At 69.8% G+C, this 22561-nt stretch carries 17 protein-coding genes; 7 read left to right on the forward strand and 10 right to left on the reverse strand.

The window, feature by feature from the left end; translation table 11 throughout:
- Window positions 1-131 precede the first annotated feature (131 nt).
- Window positions 132-716, forward strand: a complete 585-nt coding sequence (locus tag ACFY2X_RS10795; RefSeq protein ID WP_389935609.1) for an AAA family ATPase — start codon at window positions 132-134, stop codon at window positions 714-716.
- A 249-nt stretch (window positions 717-965) separates the two neighbouring features.
- Here ACFY2X_RS10795 and ACFY2X_RS10800 read toward each other — a convergent pair whose 3' ends face one another.
- The gene (locus tag ACFY2X_RS10800) at window positions 966-2741 is read right to left on the reverse strand and encodes a trypsin-like peptidase domain-containing protein (RefSeq protein WP_389935612.1); all 1776 of its coding nucleotides are present in this window, start codon (window positions 2739-2741) and stop codon (window positions 966-968) included.
- Window positions 2742-2858: 117 nt separating this feature from the next.
- Here ACFY2X_RS10800 and ACFY2X_RS10805 point away from each other — a divergent pair, with 117 nt between their 5' ends.
- Both ACFY2X_RS10805 and ACFY2X_RS10810 read left to right on the forward strand, forming a co-directional pair.
- Complete coding sequence (locus tag ACFY2X_RS10805) at window positions 2859-3632, forward strand: SDR family oxidoreductase (RefSeq protein ID WP_389935615.1); 774 nt, start codon at window positions 2859-2861, stop codon at window positions 3630-3632.
- 155 nt (window positions 3633-3787) lie between these two features.
- Window positions 3788-4042, forward strand: coding sequence for a hypothetical protein (locus ACFY2X_RS10810; protein ID WP_389935618.1), 255 nt, complete (start codon window positions 3788-3790; stop codon window positions 4040-4042).
- A gap of 204 nt (window positions 4043-4246) precedes the next feature.
- Here the strand turns inward: ACFY2X_RS10810 and ACFY2X_RS10815 are convergent, their stop codons facing one another.
- From ACFY2X_RS10815 to ACFY2X_RS10830, 4 genes are all read right to left on the reverse strand, one after another.
- Entirely contained in the window at window positions 4247-4717 is a 471-nt protein-coding gene (locus ACFY2X_RS10815; protein ID WP_389935621.1) for an SSI family serine proteinase inhibitor, read from the reverse strand.
- A 393-nt stretch (window positions 4718-5110) separates the two neighbouring features.
- Complete coding sequence (locus ACFY2X_RS10820; protein WP_389935624.1) at window positions 5111-5860, reverse strand: ABC transporter ATP-binding protein; 750 nt, start codon at window positions 5858-5860, stop codon at window positions 5111-5113.
- On the reverse strand, window positions 5860-8715 hold the full coding sequence (locus tag ACFY2X_RS10825; RefSeq protein ID WP_389935627.1) for an ATP-binding cassette domain-containing protein: 2856 nt from the start codon (window positions 8713-8715) through the stop codon (window positions 5860-5862). The genes ACFY2X_RS10820 and ACFY2X_RS10825 overlap by 1 nt, the downstream gene beginning before the upstream one ends.
- Window positions 8716-8992: 277 nt before the next feature.
- Window positions 8993-10243 carry an ABC transporter substrate-binding protein gene (locus tag ACFY2X_RS10830; RefSeq protein ID WP_389935630.1) on the reverse strand — a complete coding sequence of 417 codons (1251 nt, stop codon included), beginning with the start codon at window positions 10241-10243 and terminating at the stop codon, window positions 8993-8995.
- A gap of 281 nt (window positions 10244-10524) precedes the next feature.
- Here ACFY2X_RS10830 and ACFY2X_RS10835 point away from each other — a divergent pair, with 281 nt between their 5' ends.
- Window positions 10525-11628, forward strand: coding sequence for an alcohol dehydrogenase catalytic domain-containing protein (locus ACFY2X_RS10835; RefSeq protein ID WP_389935633.1), 1104 nt, complete (start codon window positions 10525-10527; stop codon window positions 11626-11628).
- Window positions 11629-11773: 145 nt separating this feature from the next.
- Here ACFY2X_RS10835 and ACFY2X_RS10840 read toward each other — a convergent pair whose 3' ends face one another.
- Window positions 11774-14011: an MMPL family transporter gene (locus tag ACFY2X_RS10840; RefSeq protein WP_389935636.1), complete on the reverse strand. Its 2238-nt coding sequence runs from the start codon at window positions 14009-14011 to the stop codon at window positions 11774-11776.
- A 129-nt stretch (window positions 14012-14140) separates the two neighbouring features.
- Between ACFY2X_RS10840 and ACFY2X_RS10845 the strand changes: the two genes are divergently transcribed.
- On the forward strand, window positions 14141-14689 hold the full coding sequence (locus ACFY2X_RS10845) for a TetR/AcrR family transcriptional regulator (protein ID WP_389935639.1): 549 nt from the start codon (window positions 14141-14143) through the stop codon (window positions 14687-14689).
- On the opposite strand, the gene ACFY2X_RS10850 is transcribed toward ACFY2X_RS10845, so the two are convergent.
- The 3 genes from ACFY2X_RS10850 to ACFY2X_RS10860 form a co-directional block, all read right to left on the reverse strand.
- Window positions 14681-16621 (reverse strand): protein kinase, encoded by a 1941-nt coding sequence (locus tag ACFY2X_RS10850; RefSeq protein WP_389935642.1) that lies wholly within the window; start codon window positions 16619-16621, stop codon window positions 14681-14683. The two genes, ACFY2X_RS10845 and ACFY2X_RS10850, sit on opposite strands and share 9 nt — an antisense overlap.
- Before the next feature lie 108 nt (window positions 16622-16729).
- The gene (locus tag ACFY2X_RS10855) at window positions 16730-18184 is read right to left on the reverse strand and encodes a serine/threonine-protein kinase (RefSeq protein WP_389935645.1); all 1455 of its coding nucleotides are present in this window, start codon (window positions 18182-18184) and stop codon (window positions 16730-16732) included.
- 26 nt (window positions 18185-18210) lie between these two features.
- Entirely contained in the window at window positions 18211-19035 is an 825-nt protein-coding gene (locus tag ACFY2X_RS10860) for an LLM class F420-dependent oxidoreductase (RefSeq protein ID WP_389935648.1), read from the reverse strand.
- A gap of 171 nt (window positions 19036-19206) precedes the next feature.
- Here ACFY2X_RS10860 and ACFY2X_RS10865 point away from each other — a divergent pair, with 171 nt between their 5' ends.
- Complete coding sequence (locus ACFY2X_RS10865; protein WP_389935652.1) at window positions 19207-20013, forward strand: alpha/beta fold hydrolase; 807 nt, start codon at window positions 19207-19209, stop codon at window positions 20011-20013.
- Window positions 20014-20057: 44 nt separating this feature from the next.
- On the opposite strand, the gene ACFY2X_RS10870 is transcribed toward ACFY2X_RS10865, so the two are convergent.
- Window positions 20058-21158 (reverse strand): RNA-guided endonuclease InsQ/TnpB family protein, encoded by a 1101-nt coding sequence (locus ACFY2X_RS10870; RefSeq protein WP_389935655.1) that lies wholly within the window; start codon window positions 21156-21158, stop codon window positions 20058-20060.
- A gap of 104 nt (window positions 21159-21262) precedes the next feature.
- On the opposite strand from ACFY2X_RS10870, the gene ACFY2X_RS10875 reads away from it, so the two are divergent.
- The gene (locus tag ACFY2X_RS10875; protein ID WP_389935659.1) at window positions 21263-22513 is read left to right on the forward strand and encodes an LLM class flavin-dependent oxidoreductase; all 1251 of its coding nucleotides are present in this window, start codon (window positions 21263-21265) and stop codon (window positions 22511-22513) included.
- The last annotated feature ends 48 nt before the right edge of the window (window positions 22514-22561 follow it).

Genomic DNA, 22561 nt, shown 5'->3' on the forward strand with positions numbered 1-22561 from the left:
GAAGGCGGGAGTCTTCACCCTTCAAGAGATCAGATGAACTCGGCAAGCACAGCGCTTCCATCTGCTCCCGGAATTGTTTAATTCCGATTATCCTGGCCCGTCCGCTTCCGCACTGTTCTGTGAGGTGCCGCTTGGCCGCCCCGGTGTCCGTCGAGACTCTCCACTATCCGGCCGGGTCGCTGGTGATACTCACCGGGCTGCCCGGCGCGGGCAAGAGCACCCTTCTTGACCGGCTGTATCGGCTGCGGGGTGACGAGACCGAGCCCGTGACGATCGGCTCGGTACAGGTGATCGACTCACGGCAGTCCCGCAACCGATGGGCTCACCGTCTCGCCTCGGCGCCGAAGCAGATCCGCACCCCGATCGTGCACGCCACCCACGTATGGCGCATCGCCCGGGCGGTGGCCCGCGGCCACTCCGTCGTCGCCCACAACCGGGGGGCCTGGCCTCACATGCTGTACGGCTTCGCCTGGCTCGCCCGCCGCTCGAGCGGCGGGTTCCACATCATCATGCTCGACGTGGATCCTCAAACCGCCCGGGCGGGCCAGCACGCCCGCGGCAGGGTCGTAGCCGACGCCACCTTCGCCCGCCATTGCCGCCGCTGGCGCATGCTCGTCACCCACGCCCGCACCGGGGTCCTTCCTCCGGCCTCCGGTGTCACCGTGCTGAGCCGAGCCTCCGCGGATCTCCTTCAAGCCATCCACTTCGACAGGTGATCCAGCACTACAGCAGCACCTGGTCTGCTTCTCTAAGGTATTGCCGGTCGTGGTTTTCACCGCCGTAAGGCGGCCTCGTGCCTCGGCTTGCCGGTTGTGACTCGTGAAGGGTCAGTGCCAGGCTCCCTTCCATCCCGCCCCACCTCGACCTCGCAGAGCTTCTTCTTCAAGAGACCTCAGCCGACGTGTACCTGGGGGCGGCGGGCGTTGACTCGGTCTACGACCTTGCCTGCGTGCCGACTTTCAGCGTTACTCGGCCGGGCGCTGCCTCATGTTGCGGCGCAGTTCCTCCAGCTCCGCCTCAAGACCAGCGATGCGCGTGTTGGCCCCGGGGCCGGGCTTGTGCTGTGGCGGCGTGCCGTACGGCGGCTGCGGGCGGACCGCCCGGGTGTCCTCGGGGGCGGCCGGGAGCGGATAGGGCGGCCGCTGCTGGTGGTGCTGGTGCGGCGCGTGCTGCTGGGGCACGCCGTACGGCTGGGCGTGCTGACCGTGCTGGGCGGCGGGCTGGCCGTACTGCCCCGGCGGCAGGTGGGCGGGCTGCGAGCCGTACCGTCCCTGCCCCGACGGCAGGTGACCGGGCTGCGAGCCGTACGGCACCGGCGGGAAGGAGTGCGCCGGGGCCGCCGAACGGCGCTTGCCCCTGAACACCGCGACCAGCGTGCCGACCACGAACAGGGCGATCAGTCCGCCGCCGCCCCACAGGATCCACGGCAGGATCGGCGAGGAGCTCTCGTCCTTGCCCGCGGTGATGGCCTGCTGGGAGTCGGTGATGTACTTGGCGACGTACGGGTGGTTCGGCTGTAGCGCCTGGACCTCACGGAACTTGGGCAGCGCGTCGGAGTAGTGGTTCGCGAAGAACAGGTCGAGCGCCTCGTTGTAGTTCTTCGTCGTCGCCGATTCGGCCGGTTTGATGTTCTTCTCGTTCAGCTTCTCCCTGACGATGCTGACCGGAAGCACGAAGCTCTCGCCCTCGGTGGAACCGCCGTCCTGCTGGATCAGGCCTCCGACCAGGATGCCGATGACGTTGCCGTCCTTGCTGAACACCGGGCCGCCCGAGTTCCCGGGGTAGGACGGGGCCTGGGTCTGGATGTACGGCACGCCCTCGGGTGTCTGGCGGCTGGCGTTGTAGGGCCCCTCGGTGAAGGCCGGGTCGAGCTTGGACTCGATGTTGAAGATCGAGGTCTGCGTCACCGTGCCGGGGAAGCCGCTGATGTAGAGCGTGTCTCCCACGCGCACGTCGGAGTCCTGGCCCAGCGGCACGGTCGGCAGGTTGTTCTGGCCGTTGGCCTTGAGGATCGCGACGTCCTTGCCCGGGTAGACCGTGCCCTTGGCGACCAGTTCGATGGGCACCGCCTTGGCGGTCTTGTCCACGCCGCCGCCCGGCAGGCTCTGCAGCAGCGAGAGCGAGCTCTTGACGTTGCGGATCTTGAGGTTGTCCGCGTTCCAGACCTGGAAGATCTTGGCGGCAGTCCGGAGGATCTCCGTGTCGGAGGCGATGTCACCGAGTTCGGCCACCAGGTCGGTGGCGTCCTTCTCGTTGATCTTCTCAAGCGCCTGGGTCGCGAAGGTCTGCGCCAGCTCGTCCTCTTCCTGGCCGACGCAGTGGGCCGCGGTCACCATGTAGCCGTCCGGCGTGACCCACCAGCCCGTGCACAGTCCGCCCGCGGTCGCCTCCACGACGCGCTCCGGCGCGCTGGGAGAGAAGTAGCGTCCCGGATCCTTGGCCATCTGCTGGACGACCCACCGGTAGATGCTGTTCTCGTCGGCGGAGATCTTGCCCGACTGGACGGCGGCGACCCCTTGCTGGGTCAGGCCCTTGATCGCCTCCAGGTTCGCCACCGGGGTCGGCACGGCCACGTCGGCCGTGTAGGACACCGAGGTCAGCTGGACGGCCGGATGCGTCCTGGCCGCCAGCCATGTTCCCACCGGAACGTCAAGGTCTTTCGGCTTCGCCATGGCGGTGCCAGGCAGCGCCAGCACACCGGCCAGGACGAGCCCGGCCACGGCGCTGAGTCTTCCCCACATCTGCTTGCTCTCCCCAAAACTCGCTTCCCGGGGGTGAGCATGGTTCAGCCGACTTGAGGAGGACTTGGAAGCGACTGGGAGCATAACAAGCTAGCGATCGCTTGGTATCGTTGCCTCGTGCTGCATCAGAAGATCGTCGTCATCACAGGTGCGGGTCCGGGCCTGGGCCGTACGCTGACCCGTCTGATGTCCGGCGAGGGCGCCACCGTCGTGGTCGCGGCCAGGACCGCCGCCACCGTCGAGAAGATCGCCGCCGAGGTCCCCGGCGCCCTCGCGATCCCGGCCGACGTGACCAGGACCGAGGAGGTGGAGGCCTTGGCCGCCACGGTCACCGGCCGGTTCGGCCGGGTGGACGTGCTGGTCAACGCGGCCTTCCCGGGAACCCATCGGAAGAACGTGCTCGACATGTCCGCCGGCGACCTGGCCGCCTGGCGCGAGGCCGTCGACATCGGTTCGTACGGCACGCTCCTCGCCTGCCGCTTCTTCGCCCCGCACATGGTCGCGCAGGGCTCGGGCGCGATCGTGAACGTGACCTCGATGTCGTCCAGGAGGGGCTACGCGGGCCGCAGCGACTTCGCCGTCGGCAAGGCGGGCGCGCACCTGCTCTCGCACTGCCTGGCCGACGAGCTCGGCCCGTACGGCGTGCGGGTCAACTGCGTGGCGCCCGGCTGGATCGCCGGCGAGGCCCTCGACGACTGGATGCGCACCCGGGCCGATGCCGAGGGCGTCACCTACGAGGACATCGTGGCTCGCGACGTGAGCGCGATGGCCCTGCGCCGGATCGCCACCGAGGAGGACGTCGCCCGGGCGATCATCTTCCTCGCCTCCGACCAGGCCAAGGCCATCACCGGCGCCACCCTCGACGTCAACGCCGGACAGCTGTTCACCTGAAGCTCATCCCCCCGGCGGGCCGGACGGGATCGACGGCGGCACGAGGCGCGGCTGTTCACGGAGGAGGGGACGAGAAGAAATCCTCTGGTCATTTTGTAATCACTGAATTACTCTTGGTCACGAAATCCTGCTTCCCCCTAGGTAGGAGCGTGCCCGTGGACAGCTCGGACGGCCGGGTTCTGATCGTCATCGTGATCGCGACAGTCCTGTTCGCCGTCGGGCGGCGTTTCCAGCGGGCGGTGGACGCCTGGCTGGGGTGGGGCAAGGCGATACAGACGGTGGCGGAGGCGGCGGCGAAGGTCCCGGGCGCGAAGTCGGCGGCATGGGCGGCGGTCCGAAACATAATCGTGGTCAGCCTGGGGACGCTGATCCTGGTCGCCGTCCTCGCGAACGCGATCCGGCACGGCTGAGGCCCCGAAGACGGGAACGGCCTGCCCGATCCAGGACACACGACACCGTCGGCCCGCCGGCGATCAGATCACTGGTCACCGGCGGACCGACGGGCATCACAAGACCGTTCGATCTTCTTCTCCCGCCGGCTCAGCGGACTCCCTGGGGCGTCAACCAGGCGGGATCAAACAGGGCAAATAGCCCAGAGATCTGCGGGCCACACCCTAGAAGGCGAAGACCGAGCCGGTCGCGTTGCTCATCAGGCAGGCGTTGCCGAAGGTCCGCTCGAACCGGATGGCCCGACCGTTCCAGAGACCGGTCGCGGTCGCCGTGACGGGGTCGTACTGCTGAGTGCACGCCACCCCCGACAGAGGCCTGATCAGGGCGGGGTCACCCTGCGCCAGGGCCAGCTCGGCGCAGGCCTCGGTCGCGCGGGGGTGCGTGCCGTACGCCGGGTCACAGGTGAGCTGGACACTCTGCTGCGCGGACAGTGCACCCCCTGCCCTCGTGACGGTCAGCACGAGCTGCTTGCCCGTGGACTGCGCGATCGGACCCGGGTAGACCCACTGCGAAGACGGATAAACCGAGTAGAACCACGACGAGAGGGGGTAGTTGTGGTGATAGTAGTGATAGTGGCCATGACCCCACGGCGGGCCCGGGTAGGGTCGCGGCGGGTTGGGGTGCGGCAACGGCATCGGCCGGGGCGGAACCGGTCTGAACGTAGCCAGATCGGCCCCACTGGGCAGAGGATCGGTGGCCGCGGCAGCCGTGCCTCCGAGAAGGAAGAGTCCGGCGGTGGTTAGACACAAGAGACGTCGCATGGAAATCCCCCAATGAATGTGGGTTGTCCGATTTAGCCGAAAAGGAAAATTCCGGCTTTTAGGGGGATGATGTATGCCCTGAACTGCGAAAATGCTACATCGGCTCATGGCAGGATGCCTTACAGCGACTCGCCATGAAACACCGTCAATTTGCTGGTTATATCCGCAGGAACGGCGCCCCGGCAGGCTGGGGTGACAAGCCTCCGATGCGGCGTCTTTGTGAAGTTCCCTTCCTGGGCCGGTGGAGAATCCGCCCCGTCCTCACGCTCAGCCGAGATAGGCGGCGCGGACGACGGGGTCGTCGCGGATCTCGGCGGGAGTGCCCACGGCGATGACCTTGCCGAGGTCGAGGACGACCATCCGGTCGCAGACGTCCATCACGAAGCCCATGTCGTGTTCGACGAGCAGGATCGTCGTGTCCAGCGCCCTGACGATCTCCCCGAGCCGGGCGGTCTGGTCGGCGTCGAGGCCCGAGGTGGGCTCGTCGAGCAGGAGCAGCGAAGGATCGTCGGCGAGGGCCCGGGCCAGCTCGACGAGGCGGCGTCCGCCGACGGGCAGCGCCGCCGCGTAGGCGTCGCGCAGCTCGGTCAGCCCGCACAACTCCAGCACCTCGTCCACGCGTTGCCTTCGTTCCAGCTCCAGGTTCCGGCGCGCTCGCCAGCCGGTCAGGTCGGCCAGGAGGCCTCCGCCCCCACCCCGCCACTCGATCGCGGCCAGCACGTTGTCCGCCACGGTCAGCCGGCCGAACACCTGGGTCCGCTGGAAGGTACGGCGCAGCCCGTCGCGTGCCCGCCGTACCGCCGCGACGCCCGTGACGTCGCGGCCCGCGACCGAGACGGAACCCGAGGTCGGCCGGCGAAGCCCGGAGATCACGTCGAACAGCGTGGTCTTGCCCGCGCCGTTGGGCCCGATCACCGCGCAGACCTGCCCCCGCGGCACCTCGAACGAGACGTCGGCGAGCGCGTGGACGCCGCCGAAGGACACCGACACGGCCTCGACGGCCAACGCCGTACTCATCAGGAGACCCCCAGGTAGGCGACGGTGAGCCTGGCTTGGTCCACCTCTGCCCGAGGGCCGGTCCAGACGACCTGGCCCAGGCGCATGAAGGCGACCGTGTCGGCGAGTTCCAGGGCCGAGGTGGCCTTCTCCTCCACCAGGAGCAGTGCGACGCCGCGCTCCCGGAGTTCGGCGAAGACGTCGAAGACCTGCTCCACGACGAGCGGCGCCAGGCCGAGCGACGGCTCGTCGGCGATCAGCACCCGGGGTGGCCTTATCAGCGCGGGAGCGAGGGTGAGCAGTTGCTGCTCGCCGCCCGACAGCGCCCCGGCCGCTATGCCGGCGCGCCGGGCGAGCTGGGGCAGCCGTTCGTAGACGGGACCGGGGTCGGCGAGCCAGGTCCGCAGGTTCTCGTCCACGGTCAGGCCTGGGAACACCCCGCGTCCCTCCGGGGCGAGCAGCACGCCCTCCCTGGCACGACGATGTGCGGGCCAGGAGGTGACGTCCACCCCGTCCAGGAGCACCCGCCCGGCCGTCACCAGCAGGTCCCCGGCGGCGACCGCGCAGGTCGTGGACTTGCCCGCACCGTTCGCCCCGAGCAGTGCCACCACCTCGCCTGGCCGTACGGCCAGGTCCACACCTCGCAGCACCGTGACGTCGCCGTACCCGGCGACCACGTTCTCCAGCCGGAACAGGGCGTCCGGTACGGCGCGGGCCGCCCGCGGGCGAGGATCCTCCAGGGTCCCGGTCTCCCCCGAACGAAGATCCGGCACGGCCCCGCCCCCTCCAGACCGAGGATCCAGCACGCTTCCGGCCTTCCCGGAGCGAAGGTCCGGCATGATCCCGGTCTTCTCCGGGCGAAGATCCGGCGCGGTCCCGGTCTCCTCCGGGCGAGGGCCGCCTCCGGCCACCGGGGGCTCGACGCCCTTCGCCTCGTGCTGGACGGCGGCCGCGTGCTCGCGTCGCAGCCTGCGCCTGCGGCGGCGGTAGCGGCTCTCGGCCATCTGGGCGAGCACTCCGTCGGGGTGCTTGGCCAGAATCATGCCGCCCGCGCCGAACAGGATCGCGCCGACGTGGGCGGAGACGTGCCACCCGGCCAGCAGCTCGGGAAAGATCGCGGCGATCAGCCCGCCGAGCACGGCACCGCCGATTCGCCGGACACCCTGCAAGACCACTGCGGCGAGCCAGACGAAACCGGCGAAGGCCGGCAGATCGGTGGCGGTGATCGAGCCCTTGGAGGTGGCGAACAGCACGCCGCCCAGCCCGGCGATTCCGGAGGCCAGCGCGAACAGCATGATCTTGGTGCGGGGGGCCGAGATGCCCGAGGTGGTCGCGGCGGCGGGAGCGGAGCGGACGGCCAGGATGGCCCGGCCGGAGGCCGAGCGTTCCAGGTTCCGCACCAGCAGGCCGACCAGCGCGATCAGGACCAGCAGCAGCACGACCCGGACCCGGGGATCGGTGGTGTCGGTGAGGCCCAGGCCGATCGCGGGCAGCGGCCAGCCGATCGTGCCGTTGCTGAACCCGTCGATCTGGAACAGCACCTGGTCGGCGAGGAGTGCCAGAGCCAGTGTGGCCAGGGTCAGGATCCGCCCGCCCAGCCGCAGCGCGGGCAGCGCGACGAGCATGCCCACCGCGGTCGCCCCCAGGACACCGAGCAGGACCGCCACCGGGAACGGCCATCCAGAGGAGAACGCCCAGCCGCAGGTGAGGGCGGCCATCGAGGCGAAGGACGCCTGTGCCAGGTTGACCATGCCGCCGATGCCGGTGACGACCACGAACGAACAGAAGATCAACGCGAGCACCAGCCCCTGAGCCACCACGCTCACGTAGAAGTCGTCGGCGGGCCTGGTGAGGGTCCAGGCGAGCAGGATCGCCAGGCCGAGCGCCCAGGGCAGGCGGCGCCTCCACGGCGGCAGGTCGCCCAGATAGTCGGGCGGCGGCGCGTCCTCGGCGGCGGATCCGGCGACCCGGTCCCTGGACCGGTTCAGCAGGACCAGCCCCACGAACAGCAGGATCACCGGCACCGCCGTGCGCAGCCCGGTGACGTCCTCGGCGAAGTCGGCGTATCCGGCGACCAGGTTCTGCACCACGCCGAGCCCGAGACCCGCCGCGAACGTCCACGGGATCGACCGCAGCCTGCCGAACACCGCGGCCGTCGCCGAGACGAACAGCATCACGGTGAACGCCGTGGAGTCCAGGCCCAGGGTCGAGACCGCCAGCACCCCGGCGAGCCCGGCGAGCGCCGAGCCGAGCATCCACGCCATGGCGGAAGAGGCGTCGGCGTCGATCCCGCGCAGGGTGGCCAGCCTGCGGCGGTCCACCGACGCGCGCATCCGCAGGCCGTACGGCGTGTGCCGCATGAAGGCCCACAGCCCGGCGGCGGCCAGGAGCGCGAAGGCGAAGGTGATGAGCTGGTCGGAGTCGAGATGGATGCCGCCGAGGGAGAAACCGACCGCCGGATAGGGGCCGAGGCCGTGCGGCATCGCGGTGACGTCGGCGCGCGGCAGCCCCAGCGGGTCGGCGATCAGGTCCACGATCCACAGTCCGAGCGCGGGCAGCGCGATGGTCAGGCCGATGGTCCCGACGATCTGCGCGGTCTCCCCCGCCTGCGCCAGGCCCCGGAACATGGCCCTGTGCAGCACGTATCCGAGCAGTGGGGAGAACAGCGCCACCGCGGCCAGTCCGGCCAGCCAGGCGGGTAGCCCGAGCCCGATGTCGAGCTCGAAGAAGACCAGCGCGGACAGGAAGCCGACGGCGCCGTGCGCGAAGTTGAACACGCCCGTCGCCGAGTAGGACAGGGTCAGTCCCGAGGCCATGACCGCGAAGACGGCACCGGTGACGAGGCCGCTGACGATATAACCGACAAGCTCCGACATATGGGCCTTCACCCCGAGATTTCGCGCCTGATTTCTGCTTTTCCTGGCGAGGGCCGGTGTCTCCCCCGCCGGGACCCGCCGGGACCGGTCTCCGCCTTCGGTGAGGGCCGGCGTCTTCCCCGGCAGGGCCGGTCTCCGCCTTCGGTGAGGGCCGGCGTCCCCGCCTTCCGCGCGGTAAGGGCCGACCTGGGCGCCGGGATGCCCGTCGGGCACCCCGGCCACCCATGCCCCGCCGCCCGCGTGACCCGCCAGACTCGCGAGCGGCAAGTCCGGACCGCTATTTCAGCGGCACGTTGTCGAAGCACTTCATGTTCTTGGCGACCTTGAAGGCGCCGCCCTCCAGCCTGACCAGGGCGCCGCAGCCGTTGGGCTCGGTGTGGTTCTTGGGATACTGGATCCTGCCGAACCCGGGATTCTCGTAGGTGAACGAGCCGTTGGCGGCGGCCAGGAACTTCTCCCGGGTCAGGTCCTTGCCCGTCTGCTCCAGGACCTTGAGAAAGATGTCGGCGGCCCAGTAGCCGATGGCCACGTGCTGGGTCAGCGCGGTGCCCGGGGCGGTCTTCTCCACGTCCGCCTTGAGCTGGGCGATCTGCGGGGCGTCGGACTCGAAGGGCTCGAACATCGGGGCCGCGATCACGCCTTCGAGCGCCTGCGCGGTGGCCGGGTCCTTGAGGATGGCCGCGTCGTAGCTGGTCGCGTCCGACAGCAGGCCCTTGTAGCCGGCCTTCTTCAGCGCGCTGTACAGGCCGGTGTTGAACTTGGTCCCGGCGATGATCGAGACCACCAGGTCCGGAGCCTTGCCCCCGTTCGAGGTCATGATCTTGTTGACGTAGGGCAGCCAGTCCGGCGGCGGGGCGGCGGCGGGCAGCCCCGAGTTGAAGCCTGCCAGCTTGAAGCCGGCGGCCTGGAAAGACTGGGAGATGGTCTTGCCGCCATATTTGCTGCCGCTGGAGTCGGTCGTCTGGATGTAGACGGACTTGCCCGCCGACCCGCCGATCAGCTCGGCCATCTGGTTGCCCCACCAGGTCTGCGAGCCCGCGCCCGGTTGGGGGGCCAGGCAGCCGTTGTAGCCGAACCCGGTCTTCGTGCCGCACCACTGCGGACCCGTCGCCCAGCCGAACCATGGCACGCCCTGCTGCTCCAGGAAGGTCGCGCCACCGAAGTTCGGCGCGTGCACCGGCACCAGCGCGAAGACCCTGTCCTTCTGGACCAGCTTCTTGGCCGCCGCGTCGCCCTTGGCGGCGTCCTGGTTGTCGTCCTCGGCCCCGACGAACTCGATCTTCCGGCCGTGCACGCCGCCTGCCTCGTTCGCCCGCTGGAAGCGGGCTCTGGCCCCGATCTCGGCGTCCTTGGTCGAATAGCCGCTCGCACTGGTCTTGGTGAGGATGCCGCCGACCCTGATCGTGGTGTCGGTCACCCCGGCCACCGCACCGGAGCCACCGCCGGTGGCCTTCTGCTCGGCCGCACATCCGGCGGCGAGCGCCGCCGCGGCCACCAGTCCGATGAGTCGCACTGCCTGCCGTCTCATGGGTCACCCCTCACCGTGACTTACGGCTCGCGCCGAACCTTGATTTGGCCTAGCGCTCGCTTGGTTTGGTCAGCGTAGTTTTGGCACTTCGAGAGTGTCAATGGAGCGCCGCCAAGCGCCGCCCAAGCGCCGCCCAAGCGCCGCCCCGGCGTCGCACGGACGCCGCACGGACGCCGCGCGGGCATCGCCCGCCATTGCATACCAAGCAACTGCTTGCTTATGATCGTGATCCCGGGTTAGCGTGCGGAGCGCATGGAGTCTTCGGCGACGGGAGCAGACCGATGTTGACGCGTGCGGCCGTACTCACCGAGTTCAGCGCGCCACTGGAGGTCCGGGAGGTCGAGATCGCCGACCCCGGGCCGGGCGAGGTCCGCGTCAAGATCAAGGCATCCGGGGTGTGCGGCTCGGACATCAAGGCACTCGACGGCAAGAGCCCCGTCGTACGGCAACTGCCCTTCATTCTCGGCCACGAGAGCGCGGGGATCGTGGAGAGCGTCGGCACGGGCGTGACCGGCGTCCGGCCGGGCGACCACGTGATCATCGCGATGAACGGCGCCTGCGGGCGCTGCCGCAACTGCGGCGGCGGCCGGTTCCACCTGTGCAGCGGCCCCTCCCGGACCGCCGCGATCATGGGCACGATGCGCGACGGCACCACTCGGACCAAGGTGGACGGCGTCGACGCCAGAACGATGATCGGCATCGGCTCGTTCGCCGAGTACGCCGTGGTCAACGAGCCGATGTGCGTGAAAATCGCAAAGGACGCGCCGTTCGACACCATGTGCCTTCTGGCCTGCGGGGTCATCACCGGGGTCGGCGCGGTGCTGAACGTGGCAAGGGTGACGCCCGGCTCCAGCGTGCTGGTGGTCGGTTGCGGCGGCGTGGGGCTGAACGTGATCCAGGGCGCCGCGCTGGCCGGAGCCACGACCATCATCGCCGCCGACGTGGCCGAGCCGAAGCTGAAGCTGGCCGAGGAGTTCGGCGCCACCCACACGATCCTCTCCGCCGACCTGCCCGCGCAGGTGGGCGAGATCGTCCGGGGAGGCGTGGACTACGCCTTCGACGTCACCGGCGTGCCGAGCGTGCTCGGCAACGCCTTCGCCGCCACCCAGCCCGGGGGAACGACCGTGATGGTCGGCAGCCCGCCGCAGGGCCAGCCGCTCACTATCGAACCCGGCCTGCTGTTCGCCTCCCGGCGGCTGATGGGCACCCAGGGCGGCGACGCCGCCCCCGTCCGGGACCTGCCCATGCTCGCCGAGCAGTACCTACGCGGCCGCCTGGATCTGGACCGCCTGGTCAGCGAGCGCGTTCCCCTGGAGGACGTCAACGAGGCGATCCGCCACGTCCGTGAGGGCGCGGTCGCTCGCAGTGTGATCGTCTTCGATTGACGGCCGGACCGATCACCGGCGGTCACACCACGGTTGAGGAGCGAGCCACATGCCGACGGCCGGACCACAGACCCGCGGTCATGCCGCGGGCCCGCGGTACGACCGCGGGCCCGGGGACATGTCGCGGGGGACGCCCGTCCTCGTTTCAGCCGTGGCCGGCGCCGACGAGTTCCTTGCGGGGCTCCTCGGCGGGGGACTCCTCGTCGTGGCCCTCGACGGAGAGGTTCGGCAGCACCCGGTCCAGCCATCTGGGGCACCACCAGTTGAGCCTGCCCAGCAGGGCCATGGTCGCCGGGACCAGGAGGCCGCGGATGACGGTGGCGTCCACCGCGATGGCCACGGCCAGGCCGACACCGAAGATCTTCACCACGGGGTCGGGGTAGGCGATGAAGGCGACGAAGACGGCGACCATGATCAGAGCCGCGGAGGTGATGACCCGCCCGGTCGAGCCCAGGCCTTCGGACACCGCCCTGCGGTTGTCACCGTGCTTGAGGTATGCCTGCCGTACGGCGGTGAGCAGGAAGACCTCGTAGTCCATCGACAGGCCGAACAGCACCGCGAACAGCATCAGCGGGATGTAGCTGTCGATCGGCACCGAGAAGAACAGCGTGGCCAGGTAGGAGTCGTCCATGCCGACCGGCGGGTCCATGCCGACCAGGCCGCTGCCCAGGCCGAGGGAGAAGACCAGCGCGAGCGCGCCGAACGCGGCGCCGAGCGAGACCAGGTTCATCAGCGCGGCCTTGATCGCGACCACCGGCGACCGGAAGGCCAGAAGCAGCAGCAACGCGCTGAGCAGCACCACGACGCCGACGACCACCGGGGTGCGGTCGGCGACCCTGGCACTCGCGTCGGACATGGCGGCCACCTCGCCGCCCACGTGGATCTGCGCCCCCTCGACGTGAATCGCGCGCACGTCCTTCACCACGTCGAGCGCCTGCGGATCGCTGGGGGCGTATTCGGTGACGGCCTGGACCAGCGCGGCGGTGCCGGCGGTGTTGAGCACGGGGTCGCCGACGTGGGCCACGCCGTCGACCGCGGCCACCTTGTCCTTGAGGGACGCCAGTACGGCGGGCTCCGGTTCGCGGTCGACGACCTTCTCGTCGAGGGAGGCGACCACGACCAGCGGCCCGTTGATGCCCGGACCGAATCCGGCCTGCATGAGCTCGTAGGAGCGGCGGGCGGCGGTGCCCTTGTCGCCGTAGCCGTCGTCGAGCGGGCCGAGCTTGAGCCCGATGGCGGGCGCGGCCAGCGCGGCGAGAACCGCGACGCTGAGCGCGAGCACGCGCCAGGGACGCTTGGCGACCCAGGTGCCCAGAGCCGCCCAGCCGGAGGGGCCGTCCCCGTTCCTGCGACGGCCCATGAAGGGCAGGCGCAGCGCGTTGATCCGGTGACCGAGCAGGCCGAGCAGCGCGGGGACCAGGGTGATCGAGGTGAGCACCGCGCAGACGACCGAGATGCCGGTGATCCAGCCAAGCGTCTGCAGCAGCGGGAAGCCGCCGAGCATCAGCGCGCTGAGCGCGATGATCACCGTGCCGCCGGCGAACACCACCGCGCCGCCCGAGCTGGCGCCCACCCGGCGCACCGACTCGTAGACGGGCACGCCGTCGGCCAGCAGCTTACGGTGCCTGCTGAGCAGGAAGAGCGCGTAGTCGATGCCGACGCCAAGGCCGATCATCGTCGCCATGATCGAGGCCTGCTTGGGCACGTCGACGACATGGCCGAGCAGGCTGATCACACCCAGGCCGGTCGCGATGCTGACCAGTGCCGTGAAGATCGGGACCATGGCGGCGACCAGCGTGCCGAACGCGAGCAGCAGCACCAGCAGCGCGCACACCACGCCGATGATCTCGCTGGTCCCGGTCTTGATCTCCTTGTTCGCCGGGGTGGAGGTGTCGGAGGGCACCGCCTCCAGACCCAGCGCGCGCACCGGTGCGGCCGCCTCGGACAGCTGCTTGGTGATCTCGGCCAGCTTGTTGCTGTCGTGACCCTTGAGCTTGACCGTGATGAGGCCGATCTCCAGGTTCGGCGCCAGGCCGCCGATCCGGTAGGGGGTCTGCACCTCCGCGACGTGCGGGACCTTGTGGATCTCGTTCATCGCCCGGTGCACCGCGCGCACCCGGCGCTGGGAGGTGAGGGGGCCGTCTTTGGAGTAGAGCACGATCTGGACCGTGCCGCCCACGTCGTAGCCGGGGCCGAAGCCGTCGCGCATCAGGTCGTGGGCTCGTTGGGCATCCGTGCCGGGTATGGTCACGTTGTTGTTCACCGGACCGGGGAACAAGATCGAGCCCGCGGTCAGCAGCACCGCTGTCGTCACCCAGAGCGCCAGCACGATCCTGCCGTGCCGCGCGCACCAACTTCCCAGTCGTCCCAGTAAGCCAGACATCGGTGACCGCCCTATTAAGGTTAAAAGCTCGGAATGCGCCTGTAACACCGCCCTGTACGGCCGTACAGAACCTACGATGAAAGCCTAGGCGCGAATTTTCCGGAATGCTCTAGAACCCGTGGGAATGAGATGATGACCACACTCGAGCACGGCTACGACACGCGCAGCCGGATTCTCGACGCCGCCCGCCAGCTGTTCGCCGAGCGCGGCTACGCCGCGACCTCGCTGGCCGACATCGCCTCGGCCGTCGGGCTGACGAAGACCGCCGTCGCCTACCATTTCAACCCCAAGGATCGGCTGGCCACCGAGCTGATCGCGCCCGCGGCCGAGGACGTCGTCGCCCTGCTCGAAACCGGCTTCGGCAGCGAGCGGCAGTTCGTCGAGGCGCTGACGGCCTTCGTGGTCCGGCACCGGGCGATCATCCGGTTGATCATGGAGGACATCAGCTGCGCCGACGACGCCCCGCCCGGCTCCCCCGGCGAGGTCATCCGCGCCTTCCGGGACGAGATCTACAACCGGCTGGCCGGGCCGGACCCGGATCCCGCCCGGCGGGTCCGCGTCTGGGCGTTCATGGGCTCGCTGCAGTGCGCCGTGGTCAAGACGATCGACCTGCCCGAGGAGGTCGTCCGGGATTCCCTGATCTCCGGCGCCCTCGCCATGCTGGAACCGTCACCCTGACGGCGGATCCTCGGCGGGGCCCGGCTGGTCCGGCCCCGCCGGATCCGGCTGCACGGTGGGCTCGCCGGGACCGGGGTCGCTCTGCCTCTCGACGCCGACCGCGATCACGACCACGGCGTTCGGCCGGGCGCACCCGCCGAACGCGCCCCTCTGCGCCAGTACCACGCCGACCTGTGACGGATCGCCGACGAGCCGGGGGCGCGTCCGCACGGCGAAGCCCGCCTCCTCCAGCACCCTTCGCGCCTCCGCCTCCCTCCGCCCGACGACCGAGGGCACCGGCGCCCCGCGCCTGGAGACGACGAGCGCCACCGCGCTGCCCGCCGAGACGTGTTCGGCCACGCCGGGGGTGCTGGCGAGCACCCGTCCCGCCGACCGCCCGGAGCAACGCGTGGTGACCTCGCCCAGGGTCAGCCCCGCCTGGGCCAGCGCGGCCTCGGCAAGCCTCCTGTGGAGACCGGCCAGCACCGGCACCCGCACCCCCGCCGAGATCTCAAGGTCGACCGTGCTTCCCTTGGCCACCGCGGTCCGCGCCTGCGGCCGGCTTTTGAGCACCTGGCCGATCGGCCGGACCGAATCGACCGGGGTGAGGGCCCCGACGACCAACCCCGCGTGCTTGATCAGCCGCAACGCCTCCGGGCGATCCAGCCCGACGAGCGCCGGCACCTGGACCTGACCGGCGGCCGGTGGCGAAGACGGAGGAGACGGAGGAGACGGAGGAGACGTGGTCGTGACACCGGTGCCCGGAGTGGGCCTGTCGGCGGCGTGGATCACCTTGCCCGGCCGCGGCGTGGAATCGGCTCGCGCGCCGGACGCGGGCCGTGTGCCGGGCTCGGCCGTCGGCACGGCGGCCCGCTCTCCCCCGGACCGGCCGCCGGCGCCGCTCAGCGCCGGTACCAGCACCCCCACCAGTACGGCTGTGCTCACCAGCAGCGCCCCCGACACCGCGACCGACGCCCGGGTGGCCGCCCGTCCCTGGTGGGTCCACGGCTCGGTGGACTCACCGGCGGTGCCGCGGCCGGAGATCGGCGGAGGAGATCTGAGCGACACCGGCGGGGCCGGAGGCCGCGAGGAGCTGATCCGCACCGGCAGGGCCGGACCCGACGTGGATTCGAGCACCGCCCGCCGCCCGTCGTCGCCGAGCAGCGCGAGCAGCAGTTCCTGGCTGGTAGGGCGGTTGCGCTGGTCCTTGTCGAGACAGTCGGCGACCAGCGCGCCGAGCCACCCGTCGAGATGTCCCAGTTCCGGGAGCGCGGTGAGGATGCGGTGCAGCACGGCCGCGATCGAGTCCTGTCCGAACGGGGCCTGGGCGTTGGCGGCGAAGCACATCGTGGCGCCCCAGGAGAAGACGTCCGCCGCCGGGCCGATCTCCGCCCCCTCCACCTGCTCGGGCGCCATGTAGGCGGGGGTTCCCGCACCGCGCCCGCTCTGCGTGGCCCCGGGCTCCAGCGCCCTCGCCAGCCCGAAGTCGATCACCCTCGGCCCGTCGGGGCCGATCAGCACGTTCTGTGGTTTGAAGTCACGGTGCACGATCCCGGCGCGGTGGATGGCCGCCAGCGCGGTGGCCGTGCCGATGGCCAGGCGCTCCAGCCCGCCTCCCTCGCGCGGGCCGCCGACCGCGACCTCGCGGTGGAGCGAGGGGCCGTCGACATATTCGCTGACGATGTAGGGCCGGTCGCCCTCCAGCCCCGCGTCGATCACCTGGGCGATGCAGAACCGGGCGACCTGCTTGGCGAGCTCGACCTCGCGCAGGAAGCCCTCCTGGTCGTCCCCCAGAGGGTCGTGCAGCAGCTTGACCGCGTAGGGTTCGGAGCCGGTCGCGCAGTGCACTCCGAGGTAGACCACACCCTGGCCGCCGTCGCCCAGACGGCCGACGATCTCGTATTCGCCGAGCCATCCGGGATCCCCCGGTTTGAGCGGCTGCGCATACGGCATGCGAGCCTCACCTCCCCGCCACCCTTCCACTCAAGAAGAGGTATCCCCGGCAGTCAACGGTGCTGAAGCGCTCGTGCCCCCGACCGTGACACTCATGTGATGCTCAAGTCACGGAGAGCGGAAAACATCGCCCGAATAGCGGGCTTTGCTCTCCCCCGGCCTGGTCACCTGGAAGCCCAGCTTGTCGGCGGCGCGCCGGGTGAACACCACCGTGCCCGGGTAGCACTGGCTGCCCGTGACCTGTTCCAGCCGGTAGGTGGCTTCAGCGGAGGTCCGAGTGAGCCGCGCGGCACAGTGCAGGTCGGCCCCCCACTTCATGCTCGCGCTCTCATCCGCGAAACGGATCTCCACGGGGAAGACCCGTTCGGCGGTGGAGTGACTGGCGACACCGGTCCACGTACCCGTGAAGAAATCGTCACGCGACCGGGTGTCCATGAGGGAAGAGTCTCCACGGAACCAGAGGGCGAACGCCCCGGCCGCGACGGCCACCGCCACCGCCGCCGCCGCCGCGATCAGAAGCCGCCGGCTCCGCCTCGGCGGCGATCCCCCCTCCGCGGGCACGATCGTCTCCGCCCCGTCGGCCACGGGCTCCCCCGTGACCGGGAACTCCGCCGCCCCCGCCCCACCGGCCAACTCCCCCATGACCGGGAACTCCGCCGTCCCCGCCCCCTCGGCCGCGAACTCCTCGGTGACCGGAAACTCCGCCGTCTCCACCCCACCGGCCACGGACGCGCCGACCGGTCCGGTGATGACCGCGCCGTTGCCGTACAGCTGGTGCAGCACCTCCTCCGCGACGGGCCGGTCTCCGGGCTCGGCGGCCAGGCAGGCGACCACGATCCTCCGGAGCCGGCCGGTCAGCGGCCCCAGGTCCGGCCTGCCGTACAGGACCCTGGCCAGCACCTCGTGATAGGAGTCCGCGGAGAAGGCGTGACGGCCGGTGGCGGCGAAGGCGACGGTGAGCGCCCAGCTGAACATGTCGGCCGGAGGTCCGGCGGGCTCGCCCTTGATCTGCTCGGGGGACATGTAGGCCGGGGTGCCGAACGGGATCTTGCCGGTGGTGAGCGTGGCGTCCATCATCCGGGAGATGCCGAAGTCGATCACTCTCGGGCCGTCCATGCCGAGCAGGACGTTGGCCGGCTTGAAGTCACGGTGGACCACCCCGGCACGGTGGATGGCGGCCAGCGCGGTGGCCGTGCCGACCGCGATCCGGTCCAGCGAGCCGTCGGCCCGGGGCCCCTCGGCCGTGATGTGCTCCTGAAGCGAGACCCCGTCGACGAACTCGCTCACGATGTAGGGACGCTCTCCGTCGAGGTCGGCGTCCAGCACCTGGGCCGTGCAGAACGGGGCGACCCGCCGGACGGCCTCGATCTCGCCGATGAGACGGCGGCGGACCTTCTCGTCGCCCAGCAACCGCGCGTGCAGCGCCTTCACCGCGACACGCGGACGGTCGGGAGACTCGGCGACGAAGACGACCCCCTGCCCTCCCTCGCCGAGACGGCCGATCAGCCGGTAGCGGCCGAGTCGCCGGGGATCGCCGGGCCTGAGGGGAGCCGGTCGCGACATGGCATCCGACTATAACGAGCCCCCCGTCACCGCAGGAAACCCGTATAACCGTCGAGCACCGCGAGCACCTGGCCGGCGGGAGCGCTGGGGAGGCTGAGCACGACTTCCTCGATGCCCATCTCCGCGTAGTAGTCGAGTTTCTCCTCGCTGGGCAGCGTCCCGAACGGGATCACCCTGGCCATCTCCCGCTCCGCCTTCTCGCAGGCCTCGCGCAGGGCGGGGAGCGCGGTTCTGACGCCCCTGCCGCCGATCGGCATCCAGCCGTCGGCGTACTCGGCGATGTGGGCGAAGAGCTTGGGGCCCGCCGCGCCGCCGACGTAGACGGGCGGCCCCGAGACGGGTTTGGGCCAGGACCAGGACGGTTCGAAGCTCACGTGACGGCCCTCGAAACCCGCCTCGTCCCGGCTCCAGAGCGCCTTCATCGCGAGCATGTGCTCGCGGGCGACGTCGCGGCGGGAGCCGTACGCGACGCCGTGGTTCTCGATCTCCTCGACGTTCCAGCCGAACCCGACGCCGAGCACCACCCGGCCGCCGGACAGGTGGTCGAGTGTGGCGACGGCCTTGGCGGTCACGAGAGGCTCGCGCTGGGCGAGGAGCATGATGCCGGTGCCGAGGGTGATCCGGCCGGTCACGGCCGCGGCGTGGGAGAGCGCGACCAGCGGATCGAGCGTGCGCCTGTACTCCTCGGGGAGCACGGCCTGCCCCGCGGCGGGAGCCGTACGGCGCGAGGCCGGGATGTGGGTGTGCTCGGGCAGGTAGAGGGAGGCGAACCCGCGCTCCTCGGCCGCCCTGGCCAGCTCGGCGACCGGCATCGACCGGTCGGTGGCGAACATCGTGACGCCCAGCCGCATGACAGCCTCCGGTTCCAACTCACCAAGCGGATCCGTTTGGTAAACCAAGCGATTGCTCGGTTATCATTCCTAGGGTAGCTTGCTCACGTCGCGCATGACGAGGACGAAGCATCCGCGACGTGCCCTGCGGACCGACACGACCGGCATGGCAATCCTCATGGAAGGACGCTCATGGCCTTCATGGACTTAGGCGACGTGCGGCTGTTCCACACCGACGACGGCTCGGGAGACACCACTCTGCTGCTCGTCCACGGCCTGGGGTCGGACTCCCACGAGTGGGTCCACCACATCCCCTCACTCGCCAAGCGGTACCGGGTGATCGCGGCGGACATGCGCGGGCACGGCTACTCGTCCGCGCCGGAGTCCGGCAACACCCCGCGGCAGATGGCCGAGGACCTGGCCCTGCTCTGCGCCGCGCTCGGCGTGGAGTCGTGCGTGGCGATCGGTCACTCCATGGGCGGCCAGATCGTCTCCCACCTGGCCGTGGAACACCCGTCGCTGGTCAAGGCGCTGGTCGTGATCGATCCGGGGTACGGCTTCGCGGGCGCGATCGCCGACGCCTTCCCCGCGATGATCACGCAGATGCGCGAGGACACCCTGGCCGTCTGCCTGCGCAACGACCAGTGGACCGCCACCAGGGCGACCCCGGAGTGGCTGCGCGAATGGCACCGGCGGCGGATCCTCGCCACACCCCCGCACGTGCTGCTTGAGGCCTTCGAGGCGATGTTCGGCGGACCGGACGCGCTCGGCATCCGATCCAACTCCGACGAATACCTGTCGCGCCGGACCTGCCCGGTGCTGACCTTCTGGTTCGATCCGGCCCAGGCCGAGTGGGAGGCGGGTCTGCTGAAGGACCCGCGCTCCAAGGCGGTCACATGGGAGGGCAGTAGCCACCGGCTGCATGAGGAACGCCCCGCGGAGTTCCTCCTCGTCGTCACCAACTGGCTAAGGAGCCTGCAGTCAACTACCCCGGCCTAAAGAGCCGGAGCTTGCAGCTCATCGTTCTGACTGGAGGTCAGATGTCAGGCCGCGTTACCGGAGGACACCCCGGCGTTCGGCTGGTTGACGGCAGCCCGGCGACCGATATTGATCGCCGCGATGTGGTCGGCGGGGCCGGCGAGCCCGCACCTGGTGCAGCGGAAGGCGTCCCGGCTGGGGCGATTCCGTTTGCAGATGTGCCCGCACCGCGCATCAGGGCAGGTGCGGGAGGTGTTGCGCGGATCCACCAACCGCAGCGACACCCCGGCCAGGACGGCCTTGTAGGTCACGAACCGGCGCAGCTGACCGAAGCTCCACAAGTGCAGGTCGGCACGCCGGGCCTTGGAAACCGTTACCCGGTCGCGGATGCCCTGAAGGTCTTCGAGGGCGATGCCGCGGCCGGTGTCTTTGGCCTTGCCGACCAGCTGCTTGCTGATGACGTGGTTGACGTCCCGGGCGAACCGGGACTCCTTGCGGCGGCGATTCTTGAGCAGCCGCTTGGCCGATTTGGTGCCCTTGGCCTGAAGCTTGGCTCGCAGGCGGGCGTTGCGCCGCCGTACGGCCCGCACCTTCTTGCCACAGTGGCCCTGCCCGTCGGCGTCGGTGGCCAGGTTCACGATGCCCAGGTCCACGCCCAGCCAGCCCTCCGGATCGGGTCCGACCGGAGGTTCGGGGACGTCGATGACCACGGCGAGGAAGAACATCCCGTCCCGGCAGATCAGGTCCGCCTGACCGCGCACACTCGCCCCGGCGGCTGTGAGCCAGCGGCCCCGGTAAACCACGGGAACGACGATCCGCCCGGTCAGGGTGAGCAGACTGATGCGGTCGCGGCTCTTCCAGGACAGGATCCGCTGGTCATAGGCGACCGCGCCGAGTTCCCGGAAGATGGGTTTGATCGTCTTGTCCCGCTTGTAGGCCTCGCACACCTTGGCGATGACGCGGATGGCCATCTGCGCCGACAGCCCGAACTCGGCGCGGAGCACACCATAGACGAGCTTCTGCACGGCGATCTTGTTCGCGGTGCGGTGCTCGAACGCGACCTCGGCGGCCCGGTCGGCGGCGGCGTTGCAGGCCCGCATCGTCGCCAGCAGGGCGTGCGCCTGCTCGGGCGAAGGCGCGAGTTTCAGCATCTCCGTCACCAACACGCACCGAGCGTAACGCTCCGTATTGGAAAGGATCAAGCTGTGCGGGATCGTTCCATGTCTCATTCCCACCCCGAAGGACGGGGCCTCCACACTGTAGGTGCCTGGTGAAGTTCTCAATATTCCTCAACCCACAGATCCCCGGCTCCGGATACTCCAACGAGGAGAACGCGGTCGCCAAACGGCCGATCGGGCGAGATGTCGAGTCCTATCAGGCATTGCTCCACGAGGTCCGCGAGATCGCAATTCACGCCGACCAGATCGGCTTCGACGCGCTCATGATGACCGAGCATCACTTCCACTCCGAGGGTTTCGAGTTCTCGGTCAACCCGCTGATGTTCCTCACCGACCTGGCGGCCAGGACTGAGCGCATTCTGTTGGCCCCGCTGGGCATCGTGCTGCCCGCGTGGGACCCGATACGCGCGGCCGAGGACGTGGCGCTGCTGGACCACTTCAGCAAGGGGCGGCTCCGCCTGGGCGTGGCCCGCGGCTACCAGAACCGGTGGATGAACGTCCTGGGCCAACGCTGGCACGCCGCCGCCGCTCGATCCGATGGCTCCACATCTGACACCCGCAACTTCGATGTCTTCGGCGAGGTCCTGAAGATCATGAAGATGGCGTGGACTCAGGACACGCTGCGCTACAAGTCCGACGTGCTGGACTACGAGGTGCCCGCGCCGTTCGACGGCATCGAGGGCTGGCCTGCGCTGGAGTGGACCCGGAAGTTCGGCGCGCCGGGCGAGGTGGACGACCAAGACAGGATTCATGCCGTCTCGGTCGGGCCCAAGCCGTACCAGAACCCCTATCCGGAGCTGTGGCAGCCGTTCACCATCTCCGACCGCTCGGTGATCCGGGCCGCGCAGGAGGACATCCTGCCGTGGATGTTCACCCCCAACCCGGACGAGCACGCCGCCAAGGCCAGGCTCTACCAGGAGGAGTCGGCCAAGTGCGGGCGTGACTACAAACTGGGCGAGCACACCGGCATCCTCAAGATCGTCGGCATGGCCGACACGCGCGAGGAGGCCATCGCCACCTACGGCGCGAGCATGCAGAAGGACTTCGCCGCCTTCTTCGGCCCGTTCGGCTATCTGGAGGTCCTCCGCAAGAAGGAGGATGACAGGCACCAGCCGATCAGCCCGGAGAAGGGCGACTACAAGCGCATGAACGAGGTCGAGATGGCCCTGCTCGGCGGCCCCGACGACGTCAAGCGCGGCATCCAGCGCATGCTCGACCGGATGCCCGACCTGGAGTGGTTCGGCCTGTTCATGCAGGGCCAGCAGGGCGTCCTCCCGCTCGACACCGTCAAGCGCAATCTCGAACTCTTCGCCACCAAGGTCATCCCCGAGTTCTCCGACTGACCCTCACCCCTGGAGACCCCGTCTCCATCCGAAGATCTCATCTCCAGC

The organism is Streptosporangium sp. NPDC000396 (genome assembly GCF_042898655.1).
Taxonomy (GTDB): domain Bacteria; phylum Actinomycetota; class Actinomycetes; order Streptosporangiales; family Streptosporangiaceae; genus Streptosporangium.

Coding starts and splice junctions, on each gene's coding strand:
- ACFY2X_RS10800 (WP_389935612.1), bottom strand. CDS start 2,741: ATGTGGGGAAGACTCAGCGCCGTGGCCGGGCTCGTCCTGGCCGGTGTG.
- ACFY2X_RS10815 (WP_389935621.1), bottom strand. CDS start 4,717: ATGCCGTTGCCGCACCCCAACCCGCCGCGACCCTACCCGGGCCCGCCG.
- ACFY2X_RS10820 (WP_389935624.1), bottom strand. CDS start 5,860: ATGAGTACGGCGTTGGCCGTCGAGGCCGTGTCGGTGTCCTTCGGCGGC.
- ACFY2X_RS10825 (WP_389935627.1), bottom strand. CDS start 8,715: ATGTCGGAGCTTGTCGGTTATATCGTCAGCGGCCTCGTCACCGGTGCC.
- ACFY2X_RS10830 (WP_389935630.1), bottom strand. CDS start 10,243: ATGAGACGGCAGGCAGTGCGACTCATCGGACTGGTGGCCGCGGCGGCG.
- ACFY2X_RS10835 (WP_389935633.1), top strand. CDS start 10,525: ATGTTGACGCGTGCGGCCGTACTCACCGAGTTCAGCGCGCCACTGGAG.
- ACFY2X_RS10840 (WP_389935636.1), bottom strand. CDS start 14,011: ATGTCTGGCTTACTGGGACGACTGGGAAGTTGGTGCGCGCGGCACGGC.
- ACFY2X_RS10845 (WP_389935639.1), top strand. CDS start 14,141: ATGATGACCACACTCGAGCACGGCTACGACACGCGCAGCCGGATTCTC.
- ACFY2X_RS10850 (WP_389935642.1), bottom strand. CDS start 16,621: ATGCCGTATGCGCAGCCGCTCAAACCGGGGGATCCCGGATGGCTCGGC.
- ACFY2X_RS10855 (WP_389935645.1), bottom strand. CDS start 18,184: ATGTCGCGACCGGCTCCCCTCAGGCCCGGCGATCCCCGGCGACTCGGC.
- ACFY2X_RS10860 (WP_389935648.1), bottom strand. CDS start 19,035: ATGCGGCTGGGCGTCACGATGTTCGCCACCGACCGGTCGATGCCGGTC.
- ACFY2X_RS10865 (WP_389935652.1), top strand. CDS start 19,207: ATGGCCTTCATGGACTTAGGCGACGTGCGGCTGTTCCACACCGACGAC.